Here is an 18,253-nt window from a genome sequence, read left to right as displayed (position 1 = left end):
ATGAAAGAGGTGTTTAGATGTCTAAAGAATTGCAAGTTGATATAGAAAATGGGATAGCCTATTTGAAGATGAATCGGCCGGAAAAAAGGAATGCACTTTCCAGTGAACTTAAACACGGGTTAGTAGAGGCGTTAAAGGAAGCAGAAAAAGATGAAGAAGTAAAAGCGGTAATTTTATCCGGTGAGGGAAAGTCTTTTTGTGCCGGGGGAGACATTGACACTATGAAGCCAGGGGGAAATCCTTCTGCCATCATGTTAAGAATGAAAGAAGCTGCGGAAATTACTAAAACTATTACAGACCTTGACAAATATGTAATAAGTGCGGTCCACGGCCATGCTGCCGGAGCTGGGTTCAGCCTGGCGCTTGCATCGGATTTCATTATTGCGGACCGGTCCACAAAATTTATTTCAAGCTTTGGGAATATAGGATTGGTGCCCGACTTAGGTTTAACTAAGCTTCTTTCGGAAAGAGTTCCGCCTGCCCGTGCAAAGGAATGGATATCTTCTGCAAAGCCAATATCAGCTGTGGAGTTGCACGAAAAAGGAATAATCAGCCGGTTATCAGAAGGTAATGCAGTGAATGTGGCAACGGAGTTTGCACAATTTATTGTGGAAGGTCCCCCGATCGCCAATAAATTTGTGAAATATTTGGTAAACCATGCGAATGAGTTTACCCAATCATCCAGTATGACGCAGGAAAATATTATTCAGTCATTAATGTTCCACACACATGATACAAAGGAAGGCATTCAGGCATTTTTGGAAAAGAGAGCTCCGGACTTTAAAGGAGAATAAACTTTATAATCTGAACAGCAAGAAGAGATATAAAACTCAAAATATAAATCTTGAAAAAGCTTGTAAAACCATAATGTGATATTGGTATTGCAGGCTCTTTTTATAACGTTTGTTATACCAAATAGTAATCCCATGTATTCAACTTTCATTTTAGTTAAAAATATTTAACATATAATAACAGCGCTTACAAATTTAATGTTACCAATGTAGAAAAAAGTCGAAAAAGATAAAATTTATCTTGCAATAGTAAATTCACTCTGCTATTATATTTGGTATAACTGGTAGGACCAGTTGAACCAGATGGGAAGTTGTCATGAAGGAGGGGTTCATAAAACTACATGCTTATAACGAACATTACTGAGTTTACGAGCGAACAAATAGATAAACTAACCAGGATTTATAGCGGGAAAGTGGAGGTTATAGAAGATTTAAATGATGAACATGCCTGTGACTGGGACCAGGTTGAAATCCTTATATCTTACGGTCACCAGGTTAACAAAGCATTTCTTGATAGGTGTTCCAATTTAAAATGGATTCAAGCTTTTCAATCAGGAGTGGAACGCTTTCCACTTGAAGAACTTAGGAAACGAAACATTATACTTACTAATATGGTCGGTATTCATGCCATACCCATGTCTGAATATACCATTAGTATGATTCTATTTTTTGCCAGGGATTTTCAAAAATACTTGGGAAATCAACGTAAGCATCTTTGGGATCGTGAAGAACTTGTTGGAGAAGCACATGGAAAAGTAGCAGGAATACTAGGTGCAGGAAGGATCGGCCAGGAAATTGCCAGAAGGTTGGAGTTTCTCGGGATGAAGGTATATGGAATGAATACAAGTGGAAAATTAAAGCCACATTTCCATAAAATGTATACTCCTGATAAAAAGTTGGATCTTCTGCAACAGTGTGACTTTGTAATATTGATTCTGCCCTTAACAAAACAAACAGAAAATTTAATTGGTGAAGAAGAATTAACTATTATGAAAAATGACGCGTGTTTAATCAACATAGGAAGAGGGCCGCTAATAAATGAAAGGGCATTCATTAAAGCGATGAAAACAAACGAAATAAGAGGTGCTGCTCTAGATGTTTTTCATGAGGAACCACTGCCGGAAGACAGCCCATTATGGGACCTGGAAAATGTGCTCATCACTCCACATGTGGCTGCCAAAACAGTGAAGTTCTTGGATCGTTGTATTGATAAATTCAGAATAAATGCTGATAATTATTTAACCAACATGCCTTTGGATAATGAAATTGACTTAAATAGAGGCTATTAAACAAACTATTATATTAAGGATCAAATAGAATTTAGCCAATTCTAGAACCCTAATAACGGCACTAAAGCAGGTGAAACACAAATTGAACAACTATTTACATACAGATATTGTAAATTTTGTTGAAGAAAAAATTATGAAAAACAAACTGAGGGAGGGAGATAAATTACCATCTGAACGCATGTTGGCGGCCCAGTTTCAAGTTAGCAGAAATGTTGTACGAGAAGGTATTAATATCCTTAGAGAAAAAGGCTTGGTTACAGTCCATCCCGGAAGAGGAGCTTTTATTACGAAACCTGATCCATTAATGATTACTTCAACAATAGAAAGAATTATGCAGAACTATGATACTACCATTGAGGATGTATTGGAAGCACGAGAGGAATTGGAGTTATCTATCATTGGCAAGGCTATCAAAGCAGCAAATTCCAACGACATTAAAGAACTCTATAAGCTTTATAAATCAATGGAAAAGTACAAAGAAGATGTAAACCTCTTTGTAAAATATGATATTCAATTCCATGATACACTTGCAAAGTCAACAGGGAACACGCTATTCAGCATTTTATTAAATTCTTTTATTGAAATGACAAATGAAGTTTTGTTTACCTTAACAAAGATGACTCCTGAAACTATGGAAATTGCTCAAAAGCAACATCTTCAATTAATTGAAGCAATTGAGCAAAAAGATGTACAAAAGGGAGAAGAATTTATGAAGGCTCATATGCATGTTATCAGAAATGACATTGCTTTGTTAAAGGAATTAAATTTAATTTAAATCTCATATTTTTAATCCACTTATGTAAACCCTTTCATGAGAGAGTTAGCAAATAATTTAGATAATATAGGATGAAACACTTACAGTTCTTGAATGAAAAAATTAGGAAATGGAGAGATCAAAATGGAAAAAACAATGAATAATAAAGCCGAATTGGTAGATTTGGATAAAAAGCACTTTTTACATCCAACTTCATCCATTCAGGCACAGCAGAAAAGTGGTGCACCTCTCGTTTTTACGCAAGGTGAGGGCGTGTACTTGAAGGACATGGATGGTGACACGTATATTGACGGAATGTCTTCATTATGGAACGTGAATATTGGCCATGGCAGAAAAGAGCTGTCCGATGCTGCAAGCGAACAAATGAGTAAGTTGGCATTCAGCTCTACATTCTCCGGGTTCTCGCATGAACCGGCAATTCGGCTGTCAAAAAAATTGGCAGATCTCGCACCGGAGAGTTTAAATGTCAGCTTTTTTACCTCCGGCGGTTCAGAGGCAAATGACTCTGCCATTAAACTGATCCGTCACTACTGGAAGGTGAAAGGCTTTCCGGAACGAAAGAAAGTTATCACACGAAAAAGAGGGTACCATGGAGTATCCATGGGCTCCACCAGTGCAACCGGTATTCCGGAATTCCATGCCATGACGACTTCGTTGGCCCCGGATTTTCTGTACGCGCCGACACCTTATATTGTTGAGGGAACATATAGCGAAGATGATTTGATGAAGGCTGCCCGGGAAGTGCGCAATATGATTGAAGCAGAGGAACCGGAAACCGTTGCTGCCTTTATGGCCGAACCGATTCAGGGAGCCGGCGGGATTATTATACCGCCAAAAGAATATTTTCAGGAAATCCGCAACATATGTGATGAATACGGTGTAATTTTCATTGCAGATGAAGTAATTACCGGGTTTGGAAGAACCGGTAAAATGTTTGGTCTCGCTCATTGGGATGTCGAGCCGGATGTCATGACACTGGCAAAAGGAATTTCAAGCGGCTATGTCCCGTTGGGCGCAGTGATGATCAATGACCATATTCATGAAGAACTTATTAAATACTCGGAAGGGACACTTTTCCATGGATTTACCTACAGCGGTCATCCTGTTGGGTGTGCTGTGGCACTTAAAAATATCGAACTGATTGAACAGGAAAATGTCGTAGAAAATGCTGCAAAAATGGGTGGAGAGCTGACAAAAGGGTTAAAAATGCTGGAAGACAAACATTGGTCTGTCGGTAGAGTGAGAAACGTTGGGCTGCTGGGTGCATTTGAACTGCTGGCAGATGTGGAGAAAAACATTCGTTTCGATGCCTCGGAAGGAGTTGCAGCCAAGGTAGTTCAGGAATGCCTGAAAAGGAAGTTGATTGTACGTCCTGTCACCTATGAAGGAACGGATATTATCGCCATCGCACCACCTTTAACAATAAATAAAGAAGAGATAGAAGAAATCATCTCGATTTTCGATGAGGCTGTTTCCGCAGTCGAAGCTACTTTAAATTAATAGACAGCAGAAGGAGAGAGATAGACTTGTATATTAATGGAAAATGGATATCAACAGACAATACTTTAAAAGTAAAAAGCCCGGCAACTCATGAGATTGTCTTTGAGGTACCCCTTGGAGATGACACGCATGTACAGCAGGCGATCGATGCAGCAGATGAAAGTTTTCCGGCATGGTCCAAAAAAACTGCGCAGGAACGTTCCAATTATTTAATTAAAATTGCCGAGAAAATGACAGAAAAAAAAGAAGAATTGGCTGCGATGATCACCCGTGAAATGGGAAAACCGATCGGGGATTCTCTCGGAGAAGTGCAGCAGTCCATCGATTACTTTCGCTGGTACAGCGAGGAAGCAAAAAGAGTGTACGGAGAAACGATCCCGTCAAGCAGCATGGAAAAGCGGCTGATGGTCATCAAACAGCCAGTAGGCGTAGTCGGGGCGATTACGCCATGGAATTTTCCGATCTCCATGCTGGCCAGAAAGCTTGGTCCAGCCCTGGCAGTAGGATGTACGGTAGTCGTAAAACCGGCTTCCCAGACACCGCAATGTGCAATCGAACTGTTTAAAATCTTTGAGGAGGCCGGGCTGCCGGCAGGTGTGCTGAATCTGGTTATTGCAAAGGCATCGGCTGTTTCAGAAACATTTATGAACAGCTCCAAGGTACGGAAAATCACCTTTACCGGCTCCACCAATGTTGGGAAGAAACTGATTGAAGGTTCAGCAAAAACAGTTAAACGCGTCTCCATGGAACTGGGAGGCCATGCTCCATTTATCGTGTTTGATGATGCAGATATAGATGACGCCATTGACGGACTGCTGCGCACAAAATTCCGTTGTTCCGGTCAAATGTGTACATCCACAAACAGAGTTTATGTCCAGTCTTCCATTGAAGAGACTTTTTCAAAAAAACTGGCTGAACGGGTATCAGCGTTGAAGGCGGGCAATGGATTTGATGAAAATAATACCGTTGGTCCTTTAGTGGATGTACAGGCGATAGAAAAAGTGTCTTCCCAAGTGGAAGATGCCAAAAAGAAAGGTGCGAAGGTCCTGGCAGGCGGCGAGCGGTTAACAGGGGAAGGGTATGATCATGGAAACTTCTTCATGCCTACTGTTCTTGGCGGCATCTCTGAAGACATGCAGATCTATGAAGAGGAAACCTTTGGCCCAGTAGCACCGATTATCACCTTCGATTCAGAGGAGGAGCTGCTGGAGAAGGTAAATCATGAAAACTACGGTTTGGCTTCTTATGCCTACACGAATGACATGTCACGGATTATTCGTATAACTGAAGCCATGGAATACGGCATGGTTGGCGTGAATGACACACTGCCATTTACGGTCCAGGTACCATTTGGCGGAGTGAAGGAAAGTGGCATGGGAAGAGAAGGCGGACATCACGGGCTGAATGAATATTTGGAAGAGAAGATGGTATCGGTGAGGTTTAAGGTAAAATAATGAGGTATATACATTTTTGATTACTGGCTTTCCTAAGGGAAGTCAGTATTTTTTTTATGATCTTTGAAAACCCCCGGCTATGCCGGGGGTTCCAGAGAGCTTCTAGCGTGGGGTCAAAAAAAGCCTCGCTTCATGGTAAGATTAGGTAGGTTTCCCGACCACCAAAATCTCACCATAGAAGGAGGCACGTCCAATGAAGGACAAGAATAGTTTAGCACACACGCAGTGGAGATGTAAGTACCATATAGTTTTTGCACCAAAATATAGAAGACAAATCATATATGGAAAATATAAAAGAAGTATAGGAGAAATAATCAGAGAACTCTGCGAAAGAAAAGGCGTTGAAATACACGAAGCAAATGCATGCAAAGACCACATTCATATGTTAGTTAGTATACCACCAAAATTGAGTGTGTCTCAATTCATGGGATACTTAAAAGGTAAAAGTAGTTTAATGATCTTTGACCGTCATGCGAATTTAAAGTATAGATATGGTAATCGAAAATTCTGGTGTCGAGGATTCTTTGTGGATACGGTGGGAAGAAATAAAAATCAAATTCAAGAGTATATACGAAATCAGCTTAGGGAGGATTACATGAGCGATCAATTAACATTATTTGAAGAATTTGATCCGTTCACCGGTAAGAAAAATAAAAAGAAATAAGAGATTCTTTAAGAATCAGTGAGTAAGTGTGGTGCAAAAGGGAAACCCATTCAGTGGGCCTTTTAGGCCGAGGCCGGTAACATAGGCTTTCAGCCGCAGAGCAAACCACCAGTTCACACTGGTGGTTTTGATATTTATAAAGATTACACATCCAAAAGATTAGCGAACAAGAATAATCAACTCATTTAACATTAGGAATAAATAATTAAGATGTTTAATGACTTGTTTAAGCTTACTAAGAACATATAGGTTAATAACAACTGCAACAACGAATAATTTTAAAAAGTGAAAATCAAAAAATAAAATTTTTATTGACAATTCTAAAATCAAATTGTATACTGTATTCTAAATAAGGGATACTGAATATTGAATACTCAAAATGAAGGGAGTGAAAAAGTTGAACTTAGATAAGGCAATTCAAAAAGAAACATTGGCGGAACAAGGATATCGTATTATCAAACATGCAATAATTAATAATGTTATAAAGCCAAAAGAAACATTAGTAGAAGAAAAAATTGCTAGTGAATTAGGCATAAGTCGTACACCAATACGTAAAGCTTTAGATAAACTAGCTTTTGAGGGTCTAGTAGAAATACAACCTGGAAAACGCGCTAAAGTAAGTAGTATCTCTAAAAAAGACGTAAAGGATTATCAATTGATTCGTGAATTGTTGGAACCTGCAGCAACTGAACTTGCAGTGTCTTTAGCTACTCCAAAGCAAGTTGAATTTTTAAGAAGCATATGTTTTCAACAATCACAAGCTATTAATTTGAAAGATTTTAATTTATTTTTAGACCTTGATTACCAATTCCACACAAAAATAGCAGAGTATGCTAGTAATAGAAAATTGAAAGAGTTTATTGTTAACTTGAACAGTCAAATTCAAAGATTTCTTATATTATCTAATACTCTCCATGTAAGAGCTGAGGCTGCTATCGAAGAACATTACAAGATTGTTGAAAAATTCGAAATTAATGATGGTAATGGAGCAAAAAAAATGATGGAAAAACACGTCCAAATAGTGACCAAGGGTATTATTGATTAATTTACTTTTATATTAATAAGAGGTGATTGTTTGATTGCAAGTACAACAAAAAATATTTTAGATAGTCATGTAAAAGAGGTTAAAAAGGTATGTAATGAAGATATTCATATTTTTTCAAATATCCGTGAGATTGACTATAAAGCCAAACAAAATATAGAAATATTATTAACGTACGGTAATGATTTAAATAAATCGGAAATTATGAATTTCCCCAGACTTAAATGGGTTCAACTATTAAGTGCAGGAATTGAGGAACTGCCTTTTAGTACATTAAAAAAGAAAGAAATTATTATTACAAATGCTAAAGGAATTCATTCAATTCCGATGTCTGAATATGTAATCGGGACAATGCTTTATTTTGAGAAAAACTTCACTTATTTTTTGAAAATGCAGAAGAATGCAGTTTGGAAGCAAAAGACTGTCGGTGAGTTATATGGAAAAAAAGTATTGATTTTTGGTACTGGAGCTATAGGCAAAGAAATCGCTAAAAAGGCAAATCTGATGGGGATGCATGTAGATGGAGTAAACACAAAAGGGCAAACTCATCCACCATTTAGTCAAGTGTTTACACTAAGTGAATCATTTACTCATATTGGAAACTATTCATATATTGTGATTGTCTTACCCTTGACACCAACTACAAAAGGGATTTTTTCAGAGAGAGTTTTACAAAAAATAAATAAATCAGCTGTTCTTATAAACATAGGCAGAGGAGAAATAATTGATGAAAAGTACTTATATAAAATTTTAAAAGAAGAGAAAATCCGGGGAGCCGTTTTAGACGTTTTTCAAAAAGAACCTTTACCTGAAGAGCATCCCTTTTGGGGGCTAGAAAACGTCTTAATCACACCACACGTATCTTCTGAATCGGATAAATACATAGATCGATGTATTAAAATATTTAAAGAAAACCTTATAGCTTATAGAGGAGGAGCAATAAAGAAACTCATTAATAGAGTTGATTTAAATCGTTATTACTAAAAAAATGTATTTGCATGATTAGAAAGACTGTAATTTCTATCCTTATAATTATGAATTGAGTGAAAAACAAACAGATGCATTCACTAGTGATTATATATTCGGTTGAAAATCGGGTAGTATATAAAATCAATTACTTGTATCAATGAATAGGAGTTAATAATACTTTGAAAAACGTTAGAAATGAAAGCGTCATCATAACAATTATTAACAATTAATTTAAAGTTATGTCTGAAAACATGTAATAATCTGTACATTTTGATGAAAAGTACACGGAAATTAAATTTATTAAATTTCCAATATAGCGAAACTTAATTTTATATTGAAAAATATCCTTCATTGATGTACTAGCTGTCGATTTTGCTAATTAAAGTAAGATTGGTATTCGAGAGTGGAAAAGATTAAATCTAAGCCATTAATAGATAAAAAGATCATAAGTTGTTAACTGCAAAGGTTAATGGTAATTCAAAGAGGTTATTTAGGAGAATTAATTTGATAGGTTGTTTCAGAAGATATGATGATTAACTAGAACATTTTATCTAAAGGGGGGGGATGCTTATTATCCTATAAGACAGTAATATTTAGCACTATATAAACTATTAAAACATGGAGGGATGAAGTGTGAGAGTTAAGATATTGTTAATAGCGGTATTCAGTCTTCTTCTTATATTTACAGCAGCATGTGGTGATGAAAATGCTGGTGCAGATGAAAATGATGAATTAGTAATAGTAAGCTGGGGAGGAGCAGGTACTGAGGCCCAAACAGAAGCTTGGTTTGAACCGTTTTCAGAAGAAACAGGAATTGAAATAAATGTTGTAACACCTCCTTCAGCATCACAGATTAAAGCGCAAGTAGACAGTGGAAACGTAGAATGGGACATCGTTCTTTTTGATACACCAAATATAGATACACTAATTAATGATGGAGATTATTTGGAACCAATTCCGTATGAGGAAATGGATCAAAGCCTATTAGAAGGAATGCCTGAAAATTCAATGATGGAGCATGGAATCGGTGCTTATTATTGGGGTTGGGCATTAACATATAGATCTGATAGATTCGATGATCCTCCGCAAAATTGGGGTGATTTTTGGGATACAGAACAATTCCCGGGTCCAAGAACTATGCCAGACCAAGCCCATTCAAATATGGAAGTTGCATTAATGGCTATGGGTGAAGATGAAGAGAATATTTATCCTATTGATGAAGCAAAAGCTCAAAGGGCACTAGATAAAATTAGTGAGATTGAACCAGAGATCAGTACTTTTTGGAATGCCGGTGCAGAGGGTGTTCAAGCGTTAGCTGATGAAGAAGCTATTATGGGGAATGTATTTACGGTTCAAGCTGCTTCTTTAATACAAGATGGTGTACCTGTGGAAATTCAATGGAATGATGGAATCTATGCAATGGACTACTGGGTTGTACCTAAAGGACAGATGAGCGATGCAGTTATCCAGTTTTTTGAGTTCATCTCTAATCCTGAAAGACAAGCTGCTTTATCAAATATCCTACCTTACGGCCCTGTGCATACTGAGGCATTAGATTATGTTGATGAAGATATCAAGGAGAATTTAGTAACATACCCAGAAAACATTGAACAAATGATGGAATATAATAATGATGGTTCTTGGGGAGCCGTTTATAATGACTATGCTGAATGGTGGGAAGAATGGAAACTAGAACTAGACTAATACCAAGGAGGATATTTTATGAAACTAGTACATGAATTATTTGACGCTAATATTGTTCCGACTGATGATGAAGCATACCAAAAAAAGACTTGGGGAAATGTATGGGGATTAAATAATGATGTAGGTCAAATCAAAAAGGTTTTGATGAAGCGACCGGGAAAAGAGATTATAGAGAATATTAATAATGAAAATTGTGTGTTTGAAGAAGATTATGGTTCTTGGGTAAACAAAGATAAAAAGGGATATTGGATTTCCCCTGATAAATCTCTTCCAGATATAGAGCTCATGCAAGCACAACATGATCAACTTGCTCAAATCTTAAAGGATGAGGGGGCAGAGGTTATTTATGTAGATTACGATAATGAAGAAAGTAATTTTAGTAAGGCTGTCAATGTTCGTGATGTAATCTCGGTGACACCTGGTGGTGCTATTTTGAATCGAATGGCCCCAGCAATGAGACAAGGAGAGGAAAAATTTGTAACAAGAACATTGGCTGATATCGGTATGCCTATCAATGGCAGTATTATTGGAAAAGGGGTGTTCGAGGGGGGGAGCTTTGGTTTTTTAACTCCTAATTTAGCTTTCGCAGGTCATTCAAAAAGAGGTAATAGGGAAGCTATTAGTCAGTTGGAATCTATTCTTTCAACACAAAACATTGATTTAGTTACAATTCCTTTGGTTGGTCACTCATTGCACACAGACAGTGCTTTTACGATGGTTGATATTGATAAAGCAGTCATTATAAAAGAAAAATTACCTTACTGGTTTTTAGAAATGCTTGATGAACTTGGGATTAAAGGAATTGATATTGAACCTAATGAAAAGTGGGCAGTGAACTGTTTGGCTATTAAGCCTGGAAAAGTGGTAGTTGCGAAAGAAGCGAGCAACTCTATTGAAAATATGATCAAAGCAGGAATTGAAGTTATACCATTGGATTACTCAGAAGTTCAAAAAAATGGAGGGGGAATTCATTGTACGACAAACCCCATTATTCGAGATAGCGTTATATAGGATATCTGAAGGTTCACCATTGTAAGTAAAACAGTGGTGAACCCTCAGAATACGTAACTAGAGGGGAGCTTACAGTATGTTGAAAAAAAAGTTTTCAGTTGAGTTTTTACTTATCATTCCAGTTTTTCTATTTATGATTGTTTTTTATATTTACCCACTTATGAATATGTTAACAATGAGTTTTTGGGACGGTGGTTTTACGTTTAAAGAGTATTTAAACATTTTTCAAACTAATTTATATTACAATGTTTTTTTTAGAAGCTTACAGATTGCGGCATTAGTTACAATTTTTTCCTTATTGATTGGTTATCCTTTAGCCTATTATATTACATACTCTAAAAAGAAACTTTTATTATTCGGTATAGTTGCTATTTCAATGTTTTTAGGGATTATTATTCGGAGCTATGGCTGGATGGGGGTTTTAGGTGAAAATGGTGTTTTAAATTATATTATCAGTTCTTTGGGTCTGTCTACTCAATCTATGTTGTATAACAAAGGTGCTGTTATTGTAGGAATGATTCATATATTAATGCCATATATGGTGCTTCCAATTTTTGCTGTGATGTCGAATATCCCCGATAATGTTTTAAAAGCATCAAAAAGTCTAGGAGCCACTAATCCCTATACATTTATTAAAGTTTATTTCCCTTTAAGTTTACCCGGAATATTAGCTGGTAGTTTATTAGTGTTTATTCAGGCAATTGGCTTTTATATTACTCCTGCCCTAATTGGTGGAAGAAGTGAAGTAATGATTGCTCAGCTTATAGAATTACAGGTTAATGAGTTATTAAATTGGCCATTTGCCGCTGCATTGGCAACATCTTTAGTTTTAATTACCACCCTTTCGTTAATTATTGTCTCAAGAATTGTACCTCTAAACTTATTGTGGGGAGGGAAATAAAATGCTAATTGAAAATAAATACTTAAAACTCTTATTTACTTTATTAATAGTTTTGATTTTGATTTTTATTTTGTTGCCAATTATCACCATTATTATTATGTCATTTAATGCAAGTCGTTCATTATCATTTCCCTTGCAGGATTTTACGTTAGATTGGTACTTTAACTACTTTGAGTCTAAAACATGGCTAACAGCAACTGTTTATAGTTTGCAAATTGGATTTTTAACTGCTTGTTCTACTACTGTTTTAGGAATAATGGCTGCTTATGCATTAGTAAGAGGGAAATTTAGGGGAAAAGATATTTCTTACATTTTATTGGTAACCCCTTTAGTAGTACCGCCAATGGTATTGGCTATAGCTCTTTACTTTTTCTTTGTTAACTTACAAATGATAGGCTCCGTCTTTCCAATTGTAATAGGTCATACTATTATCACTTTTCCTATTGTATTAGTAACAGTGTCGAGCAGTCTTCAAGGTATTAATCCAAATTTAGAGAAGGCATCAATGAGCCTTGGAGCATCAAGATTTAAAACGTTTTATAAAATAGTTCTTCCACTTATTTTGCCTGGGGTTATAAGTGGGGCACTCTTTAGCTTTTTACTATCTTTTGATGAATTGTTAATTCCAATGTTTTTAGGTGGTGTACAAATATCAACCCTTCCAACTCAAATCTGGGGAAGTTTAACATATTCGGTGGATCCTACAGTATCAGCTGTTTCATCACTAATTATATTTACCATAATAATATTACTTTTAACAATTCAATATTTCACAAGAAAGAAGGAGGATGAATATGAAGCCAAATAATGCACCAATTTTAGAAATTAGAAATGCAACAAAAACATATGGTGATTTTCAAGCTGTTACGTCTGTTAACCTATCTATTTATGAAGGAGAGTTTATAACCTTATTAGGGCCTAGTGGATCTGGTAAAACCACAATTCTTCAAATGATTGCAGGGTTTGTTCAACCTACAGAAGGAGAAATATTACTAAGAGAAAAAAATATATTAAACACACCTTCACATAAACGAAACATGGGGTTTGTGTTTCAAGATTATGCTTTATTTCCTCATATGAATGTTTTTCAAAATATAGCTTATCCACTTAAGATCAGAAAATGGGACAAGAAAAAAATTGAGGAAGCTGTAAATGAAACAATGAATTTAGTGCAATTACAAGAATTTGGACATCGAAAGCCAAATGAATTAAGTGGAGGGCAGCAACAGAGAGTCGCATTGGCAAGGGCTTTAGTGTTTAAACCTGATTTGATATTAATGGATGAACCCTTAGGAGCATTAGATAAAAAACTTAGAGAGTACTTTCAACTTGAAATAAAAAAAATACAGAGTATTACAGGAGTCACTATTATTTTTGTAACACACGATCAAGAGGAAGCACTTGTTATGTCTGATAGAATCGCAGTAATGAATAGATCTAAAATGGTTCAACTCGGAAATGCTGAGGAATTGTATGAAAACCCAATAGATTATTTCGTGGCAGATTTTATTGGTCAAAACAACTTTATTAAAGGGTATATTTTTGAGGATGAGGATGAAAAACAAAAAGTAAAGCTACTGCAGGGTACAGTTATTGATTTAGATCCATCCGTGGCTACTACCGACAATAGTGAGGGAAGAGTTTACCTTTCTATACGTCCAGAAAATATTAGACTACTGGATATGGTCGAGGAAACTAAAAATAATAAAAATGTCACACTTAAAGGTCAGATAAAAAACAAAGTTTACTTGGGAAATAGCTATAAATATATTGTAGAAATAGAAGAAATGGACGAATCAGTGCACTTAACTACTATTAAAAGTAATGAACAAGAGTGGAATACTGGTGAAAAAGTACTAGTTAGTTTTTCATGGGAAGCCCTTAGAGTTTTGAACCAGTAAGTGTTTATGTATTTGTAGATAAATAAGTACAATCCTTGATAAAGGCAAGGTCAGAATTTATTTAACGGAAAACAACTTAGGTTTATATTTTAAATAACAACGAAAAGGATGATTATTTTGAATAAGAAAGAGCTAGAAAATCAATTCAGTGAAGAAGATATTATTACCCTGTGTCAGAAGCTTGTTCGGATTCCAAGTGAGAACCCACCAGGAGATACAAGAGAAATTGCAGAGTTTGTTTATGAATATCTTGTTTCCCGTGGGTTGCCAGCTAAGAAGATTGCTCCCCAATCGAAAATGCCAAATGTTGTTTGTACTGTTGAAGGGGAAGGTGAGGGACCGCATTTAGTGTTTAATGGTCATTTAGATACATATCCTGCAGGGGAAAAAACGAATTGGGATTACCATCCATATGAGGCAACCATAGATAATGGACGTATATATGGTAGAGGAGTAGCTGATATGAAAGCTGGTGTGGCATGTTCACTTTACGCTTTTACAATGCTAGCGAAAAGTGGGGGGTGGTCAGGCAAACTATCTATTACACTTGTCTCAGATGAAGAAACTGGAGGAACCTGGGGAACGGAATATTTATTAAGGGAATACCCAGAACTGAGAGGAGATGCATTATTAAATGGTGAACCTACGTCTTGTCAAATGGTATCAATGGGAGAAAAAGGTAATTATTGGATAAAACTTATTGCGCAGAATAAGGGAGGACATGGAGCATATATTTTCCAGAAGCAAAGTGCTGTTGATTCAATGTTGAATTGTTTAATAGATTTTAGAAAATATGAAACTTTGAAAGCGGAACTTCCAAGAGAGGTAAAGAAAGAAATGGAACAATCTGAGCAAGTATTTGATGCATTGAGAGGACAAGGTAGTACTAAGGCAGCACAAGAGTTTTCTATGAATATCGGTATGATAAATGGAGGGACAAATGTTAACACTCAAGCTGAATCATGTGAAGCTTACATTGACTTGAGAATTCCACCTGGGGGTACACTCGGCCAAGCTCAAGATTTTGTGAAAAAAACTTTAAAAGAACATCCGAATGTTAGTATGGAACTTATTAAAGAAACTAAACCGACTCTTTCTTCACCTAATAATAAATTATTTCAGGTAGTAAAGGAAAATGCTGAGTTAATTCGACAAAAACAAAGTATGTCTTGCTTTACTTTTGGTCTAACTGATGCTCGCTATTGGAGACTGTATAATATTCCAGCTGCCGTATATGGTCCCAACCATTATAATATGGGTTCAGCCAACGAATATATTGAAGTTAATGATTTAATTCAAGCAGGGAAAGTGCATCTATTAGCTTCATGGGATTACTTAACAAATTAGATTAGGTCTTCTCGAAGATAATCAACGTAATTGAAAGATACTGCAAAAAGGTAATTTGTGGCCAATTATTTAAACAAAACACTCATTATTTTCTCTTTGGCAGAAATGTAGTTCACTTGTATACCATGTATTTTAGCTTTGTAATACACATTTCAAGGTTAATGTTTGTGTATTTAAAAAGTTTTTGAAGGTATTTTAATTAGAGAGAGGGAGTAGTTAGCAATGGATTATAATAAATATAGGATTAATTTTTCAAGATTAAAGTCTGGAATAGAGAAGAGTTCCAAAGTTGGTGCCACAGAAAATGGTGGATTACACAGGCTTGCATTAACAAAAGAAGACAAAAAAATTAGAGATATTTTTGTTGATTGGATGCAAGAAGAAGATCTAGAAATTCGGGTAGATGATTTAGGGAATATATATGGAAGAAGAGAGGGTAAACAAAAAGATCTCCCAATTGTTATGGTTGGTTCTCATCTTGATACACAACCAAACGGCGGAAGATTTGATGGTGTATTGGGAGTTTTGGCAGGTCTAGAGATAATACGAGTGTTAAATGAGAACAATATTTCAACTGAGAGAACCATTGAACTTGTAAATTTCACAAATGAGGAAGGTGAGAGATTTACTCCACCTTTAGTTGGATCTGGTGTTGTCACAAAAAATTATACAAAAGAATTTGCCTACAGCCTTCAGGATGAACTAGGAATTACATATGAACAAGCATTAGAAACAATTGGGTATAAAGGACAGGAGAAAAATCGGTTACAAAATGTAGGTTATTTTCTTGAACTTCATGTCGAACAAGGACCAATTCTTGAACAAAGTAAAAAAGATATTGGTCTTGTCCGTGGAGTGAAAGGAATGACTAGATTTAATGTTGAGGTAAAGGGACAAGCCTCTCACGCAGCCCACCCGGTCGAAAATAGAAGGGATGCATTGGTAGCTGCTTCTGAAATGGTTCTTGCAATTGATGCTATAACGGATAACTATGAAAACTTGTCTACAACAGTTGGTGTATTTGATGTTAACCCTTCTGTTTATAATATTTTTGCTGGAAAAGTTAATTTTACATTTGATGCTAGAGATATAAACGATAAGCAAAGAAGAGAAGCGTTAAGTATAATTCATCAAAAGATAAACGATATTGCTACAAAGCGTCAAGTAGATATAACAATTGAGGAAACTTGGAATATTAATGGTACATTCTTTTCCAAAGAAGTGCTTGAAGTCATTGAAACATGCACTAAAGAATTAAATTATTCCTATCAGACAATTGATAGTGGAGCAGGCCATGATGCGAAATTTATGAATGACATTGCGGAAACAGCAATGATTTTTGCGCCAAGTGTAGGAGGTTTAAGTCATTGTGAAGAAGAACTAACACTTGATGAAGATTTAGAACAAACCTCAAATGTGCTACTTCAATCAGTTCTAAAACTGGCAAATAAAAAAACGTGAAATGTAACAGCTGAGGCTTTGCTTTTTTATCGAGGTATGAATTTACTAAACCATTAACTTTATTTTAAAGATAGTGCTGAGAAATTTCAATCACTATAATTAAGAAGAGGTTATAACTTAAATAAAATGTGTTCGCAGTAAGATTATATGATAAAGGGATTATTTTCTGTTTTACTATTACAATCCTTAGGTACCAACATTGTTGTAACTGAAACAACTTTTTTAAACAAAAATATATATTTGACTCTAACATTAATAAATAGTCATAACAACCTTAGATTAAGATATATGATCTCAGTAATAACTAGCTCTAAGAGAGAGAGGATGCTTGTATGGCTAGAAATAAAATTATAGTACTATTAGAAGGTCATGAAAACATAGCAAGCGAAGGGATTAAGTTATTAGAAAAAAAGAAATACGAATTATTATTTTCTAATAATGTAGAAGAAATACTTTCTGATGATGAATTAAGAACAAGTAAAGCTATATTAGTAAGAGGAGCGCTTATTGATCAAATACTAATTGAGAGTATGCCTAACCTTAAAGTTATTGCTAGAAGTGGGGTCGGGACAGATAACATTGATATTAAAGTAGCGACACGCCAAAAAGTTTTCGTGTGTAATGTTCCTGAGGCAAATTTTATATCTGTTGCAGAACATGTAATCGGTATGCTTGTTTCTTTATCACATCAAATTGTTAACGGAGACAAAGCAATTCGGAAAGAACAATTCAATAATAGGCATAGGTATGTGGGTTCAGAATTAAAGGGAAAAACCATTGGTATAATAGGATTCGGAAGAATTGGGCAGTTAGTAGCTAAGAAATGTGTACATGGACTTGATATGAATGTTTTGGCTTATGACCCATATGTGAAAAAAGTTGATCAAGAAGGTGTCCGGTTGTTAAACTCACTTGATTATATATTAGAAAATTCTGATTTCATTACTCTTCATTTACCATATACCCAATCCCTTCATCATTTTATCAATCAAGAGGCTTTTAATAAGATGAAAAAAACCTCTTATATAATAAATTGTGCAAGAGGTGGTTTAATCGATGAAGTTGCTCTTGTAGAAGCAATTGAACAAGGAGAGATTGCAGGAGCTGGTTTAGATGTATTTCAAAGTGAACCACCAGCAGCAGATCATATAATATGGAATGCTAAAAATGTTATTTTGACACCACATATAGGGGCCTCAACACATGAATCGCTAACTCGTATGGCTGTTGGCGCGGCAAAAGAAATTATTCGGGTACTAGATGGTGAACAACCAATAAATGCAATAAATAAATTTGAATAAAATTGTGGTCTGCGGATTTTAGGGCGATTGGTAGATTTTGTAATATCATCATAAAGGTCATAAGATATAGCCGCCAAAGTCGGCAAAAATATTGATGATTTTTCTTTTTAACTTTTCTTATATACCCAAATCTATCTTAAGCT

16 protein-coding genes are annotated in these 18,253 nt (G+C 35.7%); all 16 read left to right on the top strand.

The genetic code is table 11. The annotated features are described in order from the left end of the window. Positions 1–17: 17 nt before the first annotated feature. The 16 genes from ACZ42C_RS09745 to ACZ42C_RS09670 all read left to right on the top strand — a co-directional run bounded on the left by ACZ42C_RS09745 (position 18) and on the right by ACZ42C_RS09670 (position 18,110). Complete coding sequence (locus tag ACZ42C_RS09745; RefSeq protein ID WP_461183297.1) at positions 18–794, top strand: enoyl-CoA hydratase/isomerase family protein; 777 nt, start codon at positions 18–20, stop codon at positions 792–794. Positions 795–1,132: 338 nt separating this feature from the next. Further along, on the top strand, positions 1,133–2,080 hold the full coding sequence (locus tag ACZ42C_RS09740; RefSeq protein ID WP_461183298.1) for a D-2-hydroxyacid dehydrogenase: 948 nt from the start codon (positions 1,133–1,135) through the stop codon (positions 2,078–2,080). A gap of 82 nt (positions 2,081–2,162) precedes the next feature. Further along, positions 2,163–2,855, top strand: coding sequence for a FadR/GntR family transcriptional regulator (locus tag ACZ42C_RS09735; protein WP_461183299.1), 693 nt, complete (start codon positions 2,163–2,165; stop codon positions 2,853–2,855). A gap of 123 nt (positions 2,856–2,978) precedes the next feature. Continuing rightward, the gene (locus tag ACZ42C_RS09730; RefSeq protein ID WP_461183300.1) at positions 2,979–4,355 is read left to right on the top strand and encodes an aminotransferase family protein; all 1,377 of its coding nucleotides are present in this window, start codon (positions 2,979–2,981) and stop codon (positions 4,353–4,355) included. Between the two features lie 26 nt (positions 4,356–4,381). Beyond that, positions 4,382–5,809 (top strand): NAD-dependent succinate-semialdehyde dehydrogenase, encoded by a 1,428-nt coding sequence (locus tag ACZ42C_RS09725; protein WP_461183301.1) that lies wholly within the window; start codon positions 4,382–4,384, stop codon positions 5,807–5,809. A 193-nt stretch (positions 5,810–6,002) separates the two neighbouring features. After that, positions 6,003–6,473, top strand: a complete 471-nt coding sequence (gene tnpA / locus ACZ42C_RS09720; protein ID WP_461183836.1) for an IS200/IS605 family transposase — start codon at positions 6,003–6,005, stop codon at positions 6,471–6,473. A 397-nt stretch (positions 6,474–6,870) separates the two neighbouring features. Next, positions 6,871–7,518 carry a GntR family transcriptional regulator gene (locus ACZ42C_RS09715; RefSeq protein WP_461181098.1) on the top strand — a complete coding sequence of 216 codons (648 nt, stop codon included), beginning with the start codon at positions 6,871–6,873 and terminating at the stop codon, positions 7,516–7,518. A 30-nt stretch (positions 7,519–7,548) separates the two neighbouring features. Then, positions 7,549–8,499 (top strand): D-2-hydroxyacid dehydrogenase, encoded by a 951-nt coding sequence (locus ACZ42C_RS09710; RefSeq protein WP_461181099.1) that lies wholly within the window; start codon positions 7,549–7,551, stop codon positions 8,497–8,499. A 618-nt stretch (positions 8,500–9,117) separates the two neighbouring features. Beyond that, complete coding sequence (locus ACZ42C_RS09705; protein ID WP_461181100.1) at positions 9,118–10,188, top strand: ABC transporter substrate-binding protein; 1,071 nt, start codon at positions 9,118–9,120, stop codon at positions 10,186–10,188. 18 nt (positions 10,189–10,206) lie between these two features. Then, complete coding sequence (locus ACZ42C_RS09700; RefSeq protein WP_461181101.1) at positions 10,207–11,199, top strand: dimethylarginine dimethylaminohydrolase family protein; 993 nt, start codon at positions 10,207–10,209, stop codon at positions 11,197–11,199. Positions 11,200–11,275: 76 nt separating this feature from the next. After that, the gene (locus tag ACZ42C_RS09695; protein ID WP_461181102.1) at positions 11,276–12,100 is read left to right on the top strand and encodes an ABC transporter permease; all 825 of its coding nucleotides are present in this window, start codon (positions 11,276–11,278) and stop codon (positions 12,098–12,100) included. A gap of 1 nt (position 12,101) precedes the next feature. Further along, positions 12,102–12,908 (top strand): ABC transporter permease, encoded by an 807-nt coding sequence (locus ACZ42C_RS09690; protein WP_461181103.1) that lies wholly within the window; start codon positions 12,102–12,104, stop codon positions 12,906–12,908. Beyond that, positions 12,895–14,001 (top strand): ABC transporter ATP-binding protein, encoded by a 1,107-nt coding sequence (locus ACZ42C_RS09685; RefSeq protein WP_461181104.1) that lies wholly within the window; start codon positions 12,895–12,897, stop codon positions 13,999–14,001. The genes ACZ42C_RS09690 and ACZ42C_RS09685 overlap by 14 nt, the downstream gene beginning before the upstream one ends. A gap of 117 nt (positions 14,002–14,118) precedes the next feature. Further along, entirely contained in the window at positions 14,119–15,348 is a 1,230-nt protein-coding gene (locus tag ACZ42C_RS09680; RefSeq protein ID WP_461181105.1) for an ArgE/DapE family deacylase, read from the top strand. A gap of 222 nt (positions 15,349–15,570) precedes the next feature. Then, positions 15,571–16,809: a Zn-dependent hydrolase gene (locus ACZ42C_RS09675; protein WP_461181106.1), complete on the top strand. Its 1,239-nt coding sequence runs from the start codon at positions 15,571–15,573 to the stop codon at positions 16,807–16,809. A 332-nt stretch (positions 16,810–17,141) separates the two neighbouring features. Further along, the gene (locus ACZ42C_RS09670; RefSeq protein WP_461181107.1) at positions 17,142–18,110 is read left to right on the top strand and encodes a hydroxyacid dehydrogenase; all 969 of its coding nucleotides are present in this window, start codon (positions 17,142–17,144) and stop codon (positions 18,108–18,110) included. The last annotated feature ends 143 nt before the right edge of the window (positions 18,111–18,253 follow it).

Source organism: Virgibacillus kimchii (genome assembly GCF_055379185.1).
This window is presented reverse-complemented; position numbering and strand designations above follow the sequence as displayed.

What these genes read in the sequence shown, in the direction of transcription:
- ACZ42C_RS09690 (WP_461181103.1), top strand. Translation starts at nt 12,102, where the DNA reads ATGCTAATTGAAAATAAATACTTAAAACTCTTATTTACTTTATTAATA.
- ACZ42C_RS09740 (WP_461183298.1), top strand. Translation starts at nt 1,133, where the DNA reads ATGCTTATAACGAACATTACTGAGTTTACGAGCGAACAAATAGATAAA.
- ACZ42C_RS09685 (WP_461181104.1), top strand. Translation starts at nt 12,895, where the DNA reads ATGAAGCCAAATAATGCACCAATTTTAGAAATTAGAAATGCAACAAAA.
- ACZ42C_RS09730 (WP_461183300.1), top strand. Translation starts at nt 2,979, where the DNA reads ATGGAAAAAACAATGAATAATAAAGCCGAATTGGTAGATTTGGATAAA.
- ACZ42C_RS09700 (WP_461181101.1), top strand. Translation starts at nt 10,207, where the DNA reads ATGAAACTAGTACATGAATTATTTGACGCTAATATTGTTCCGACTGAT.
- tnpA (WP_461183836.1), top strand. Translation starts at nt 6,003, where the DNA reads ATGAAGGACAAGAATAGTTTAGCACACACGCAGTGGAGATGTAAGTAC.
- ACZ42C_RS09745 (WP_461183297.1), top strand. Translation starts at nt 18, where the DNA reads ATGTCTAAAGAATTGCAAGTTGATATAGAAAATGGGATAGCCTATTTG.
- ACZ42C_RS09670 (WP_461181107.1), top strand. Translation starts at nt 17,142, where the DNA reads ATGGCTAGAAATAAAATTATAGTACTATTAGAAGGTCATGAAAACATA.
- ACZ42C_RS09695 (WP_461181102.1), top strand. Translation starts at nt 11,276, where the DNA reads ATGTTGAAAAAAAAGTTTTCAGTTGAGTTTTTACTTATCATTCCAGTT.
- ACZ42C_RS09675 (WP_461181106.1), top strand. Translation starts at nt 15,571, where the DNA reads ATGGATTATAATAAATATAGGATTAATTTTTCAAGATTAAAGTCTGGA.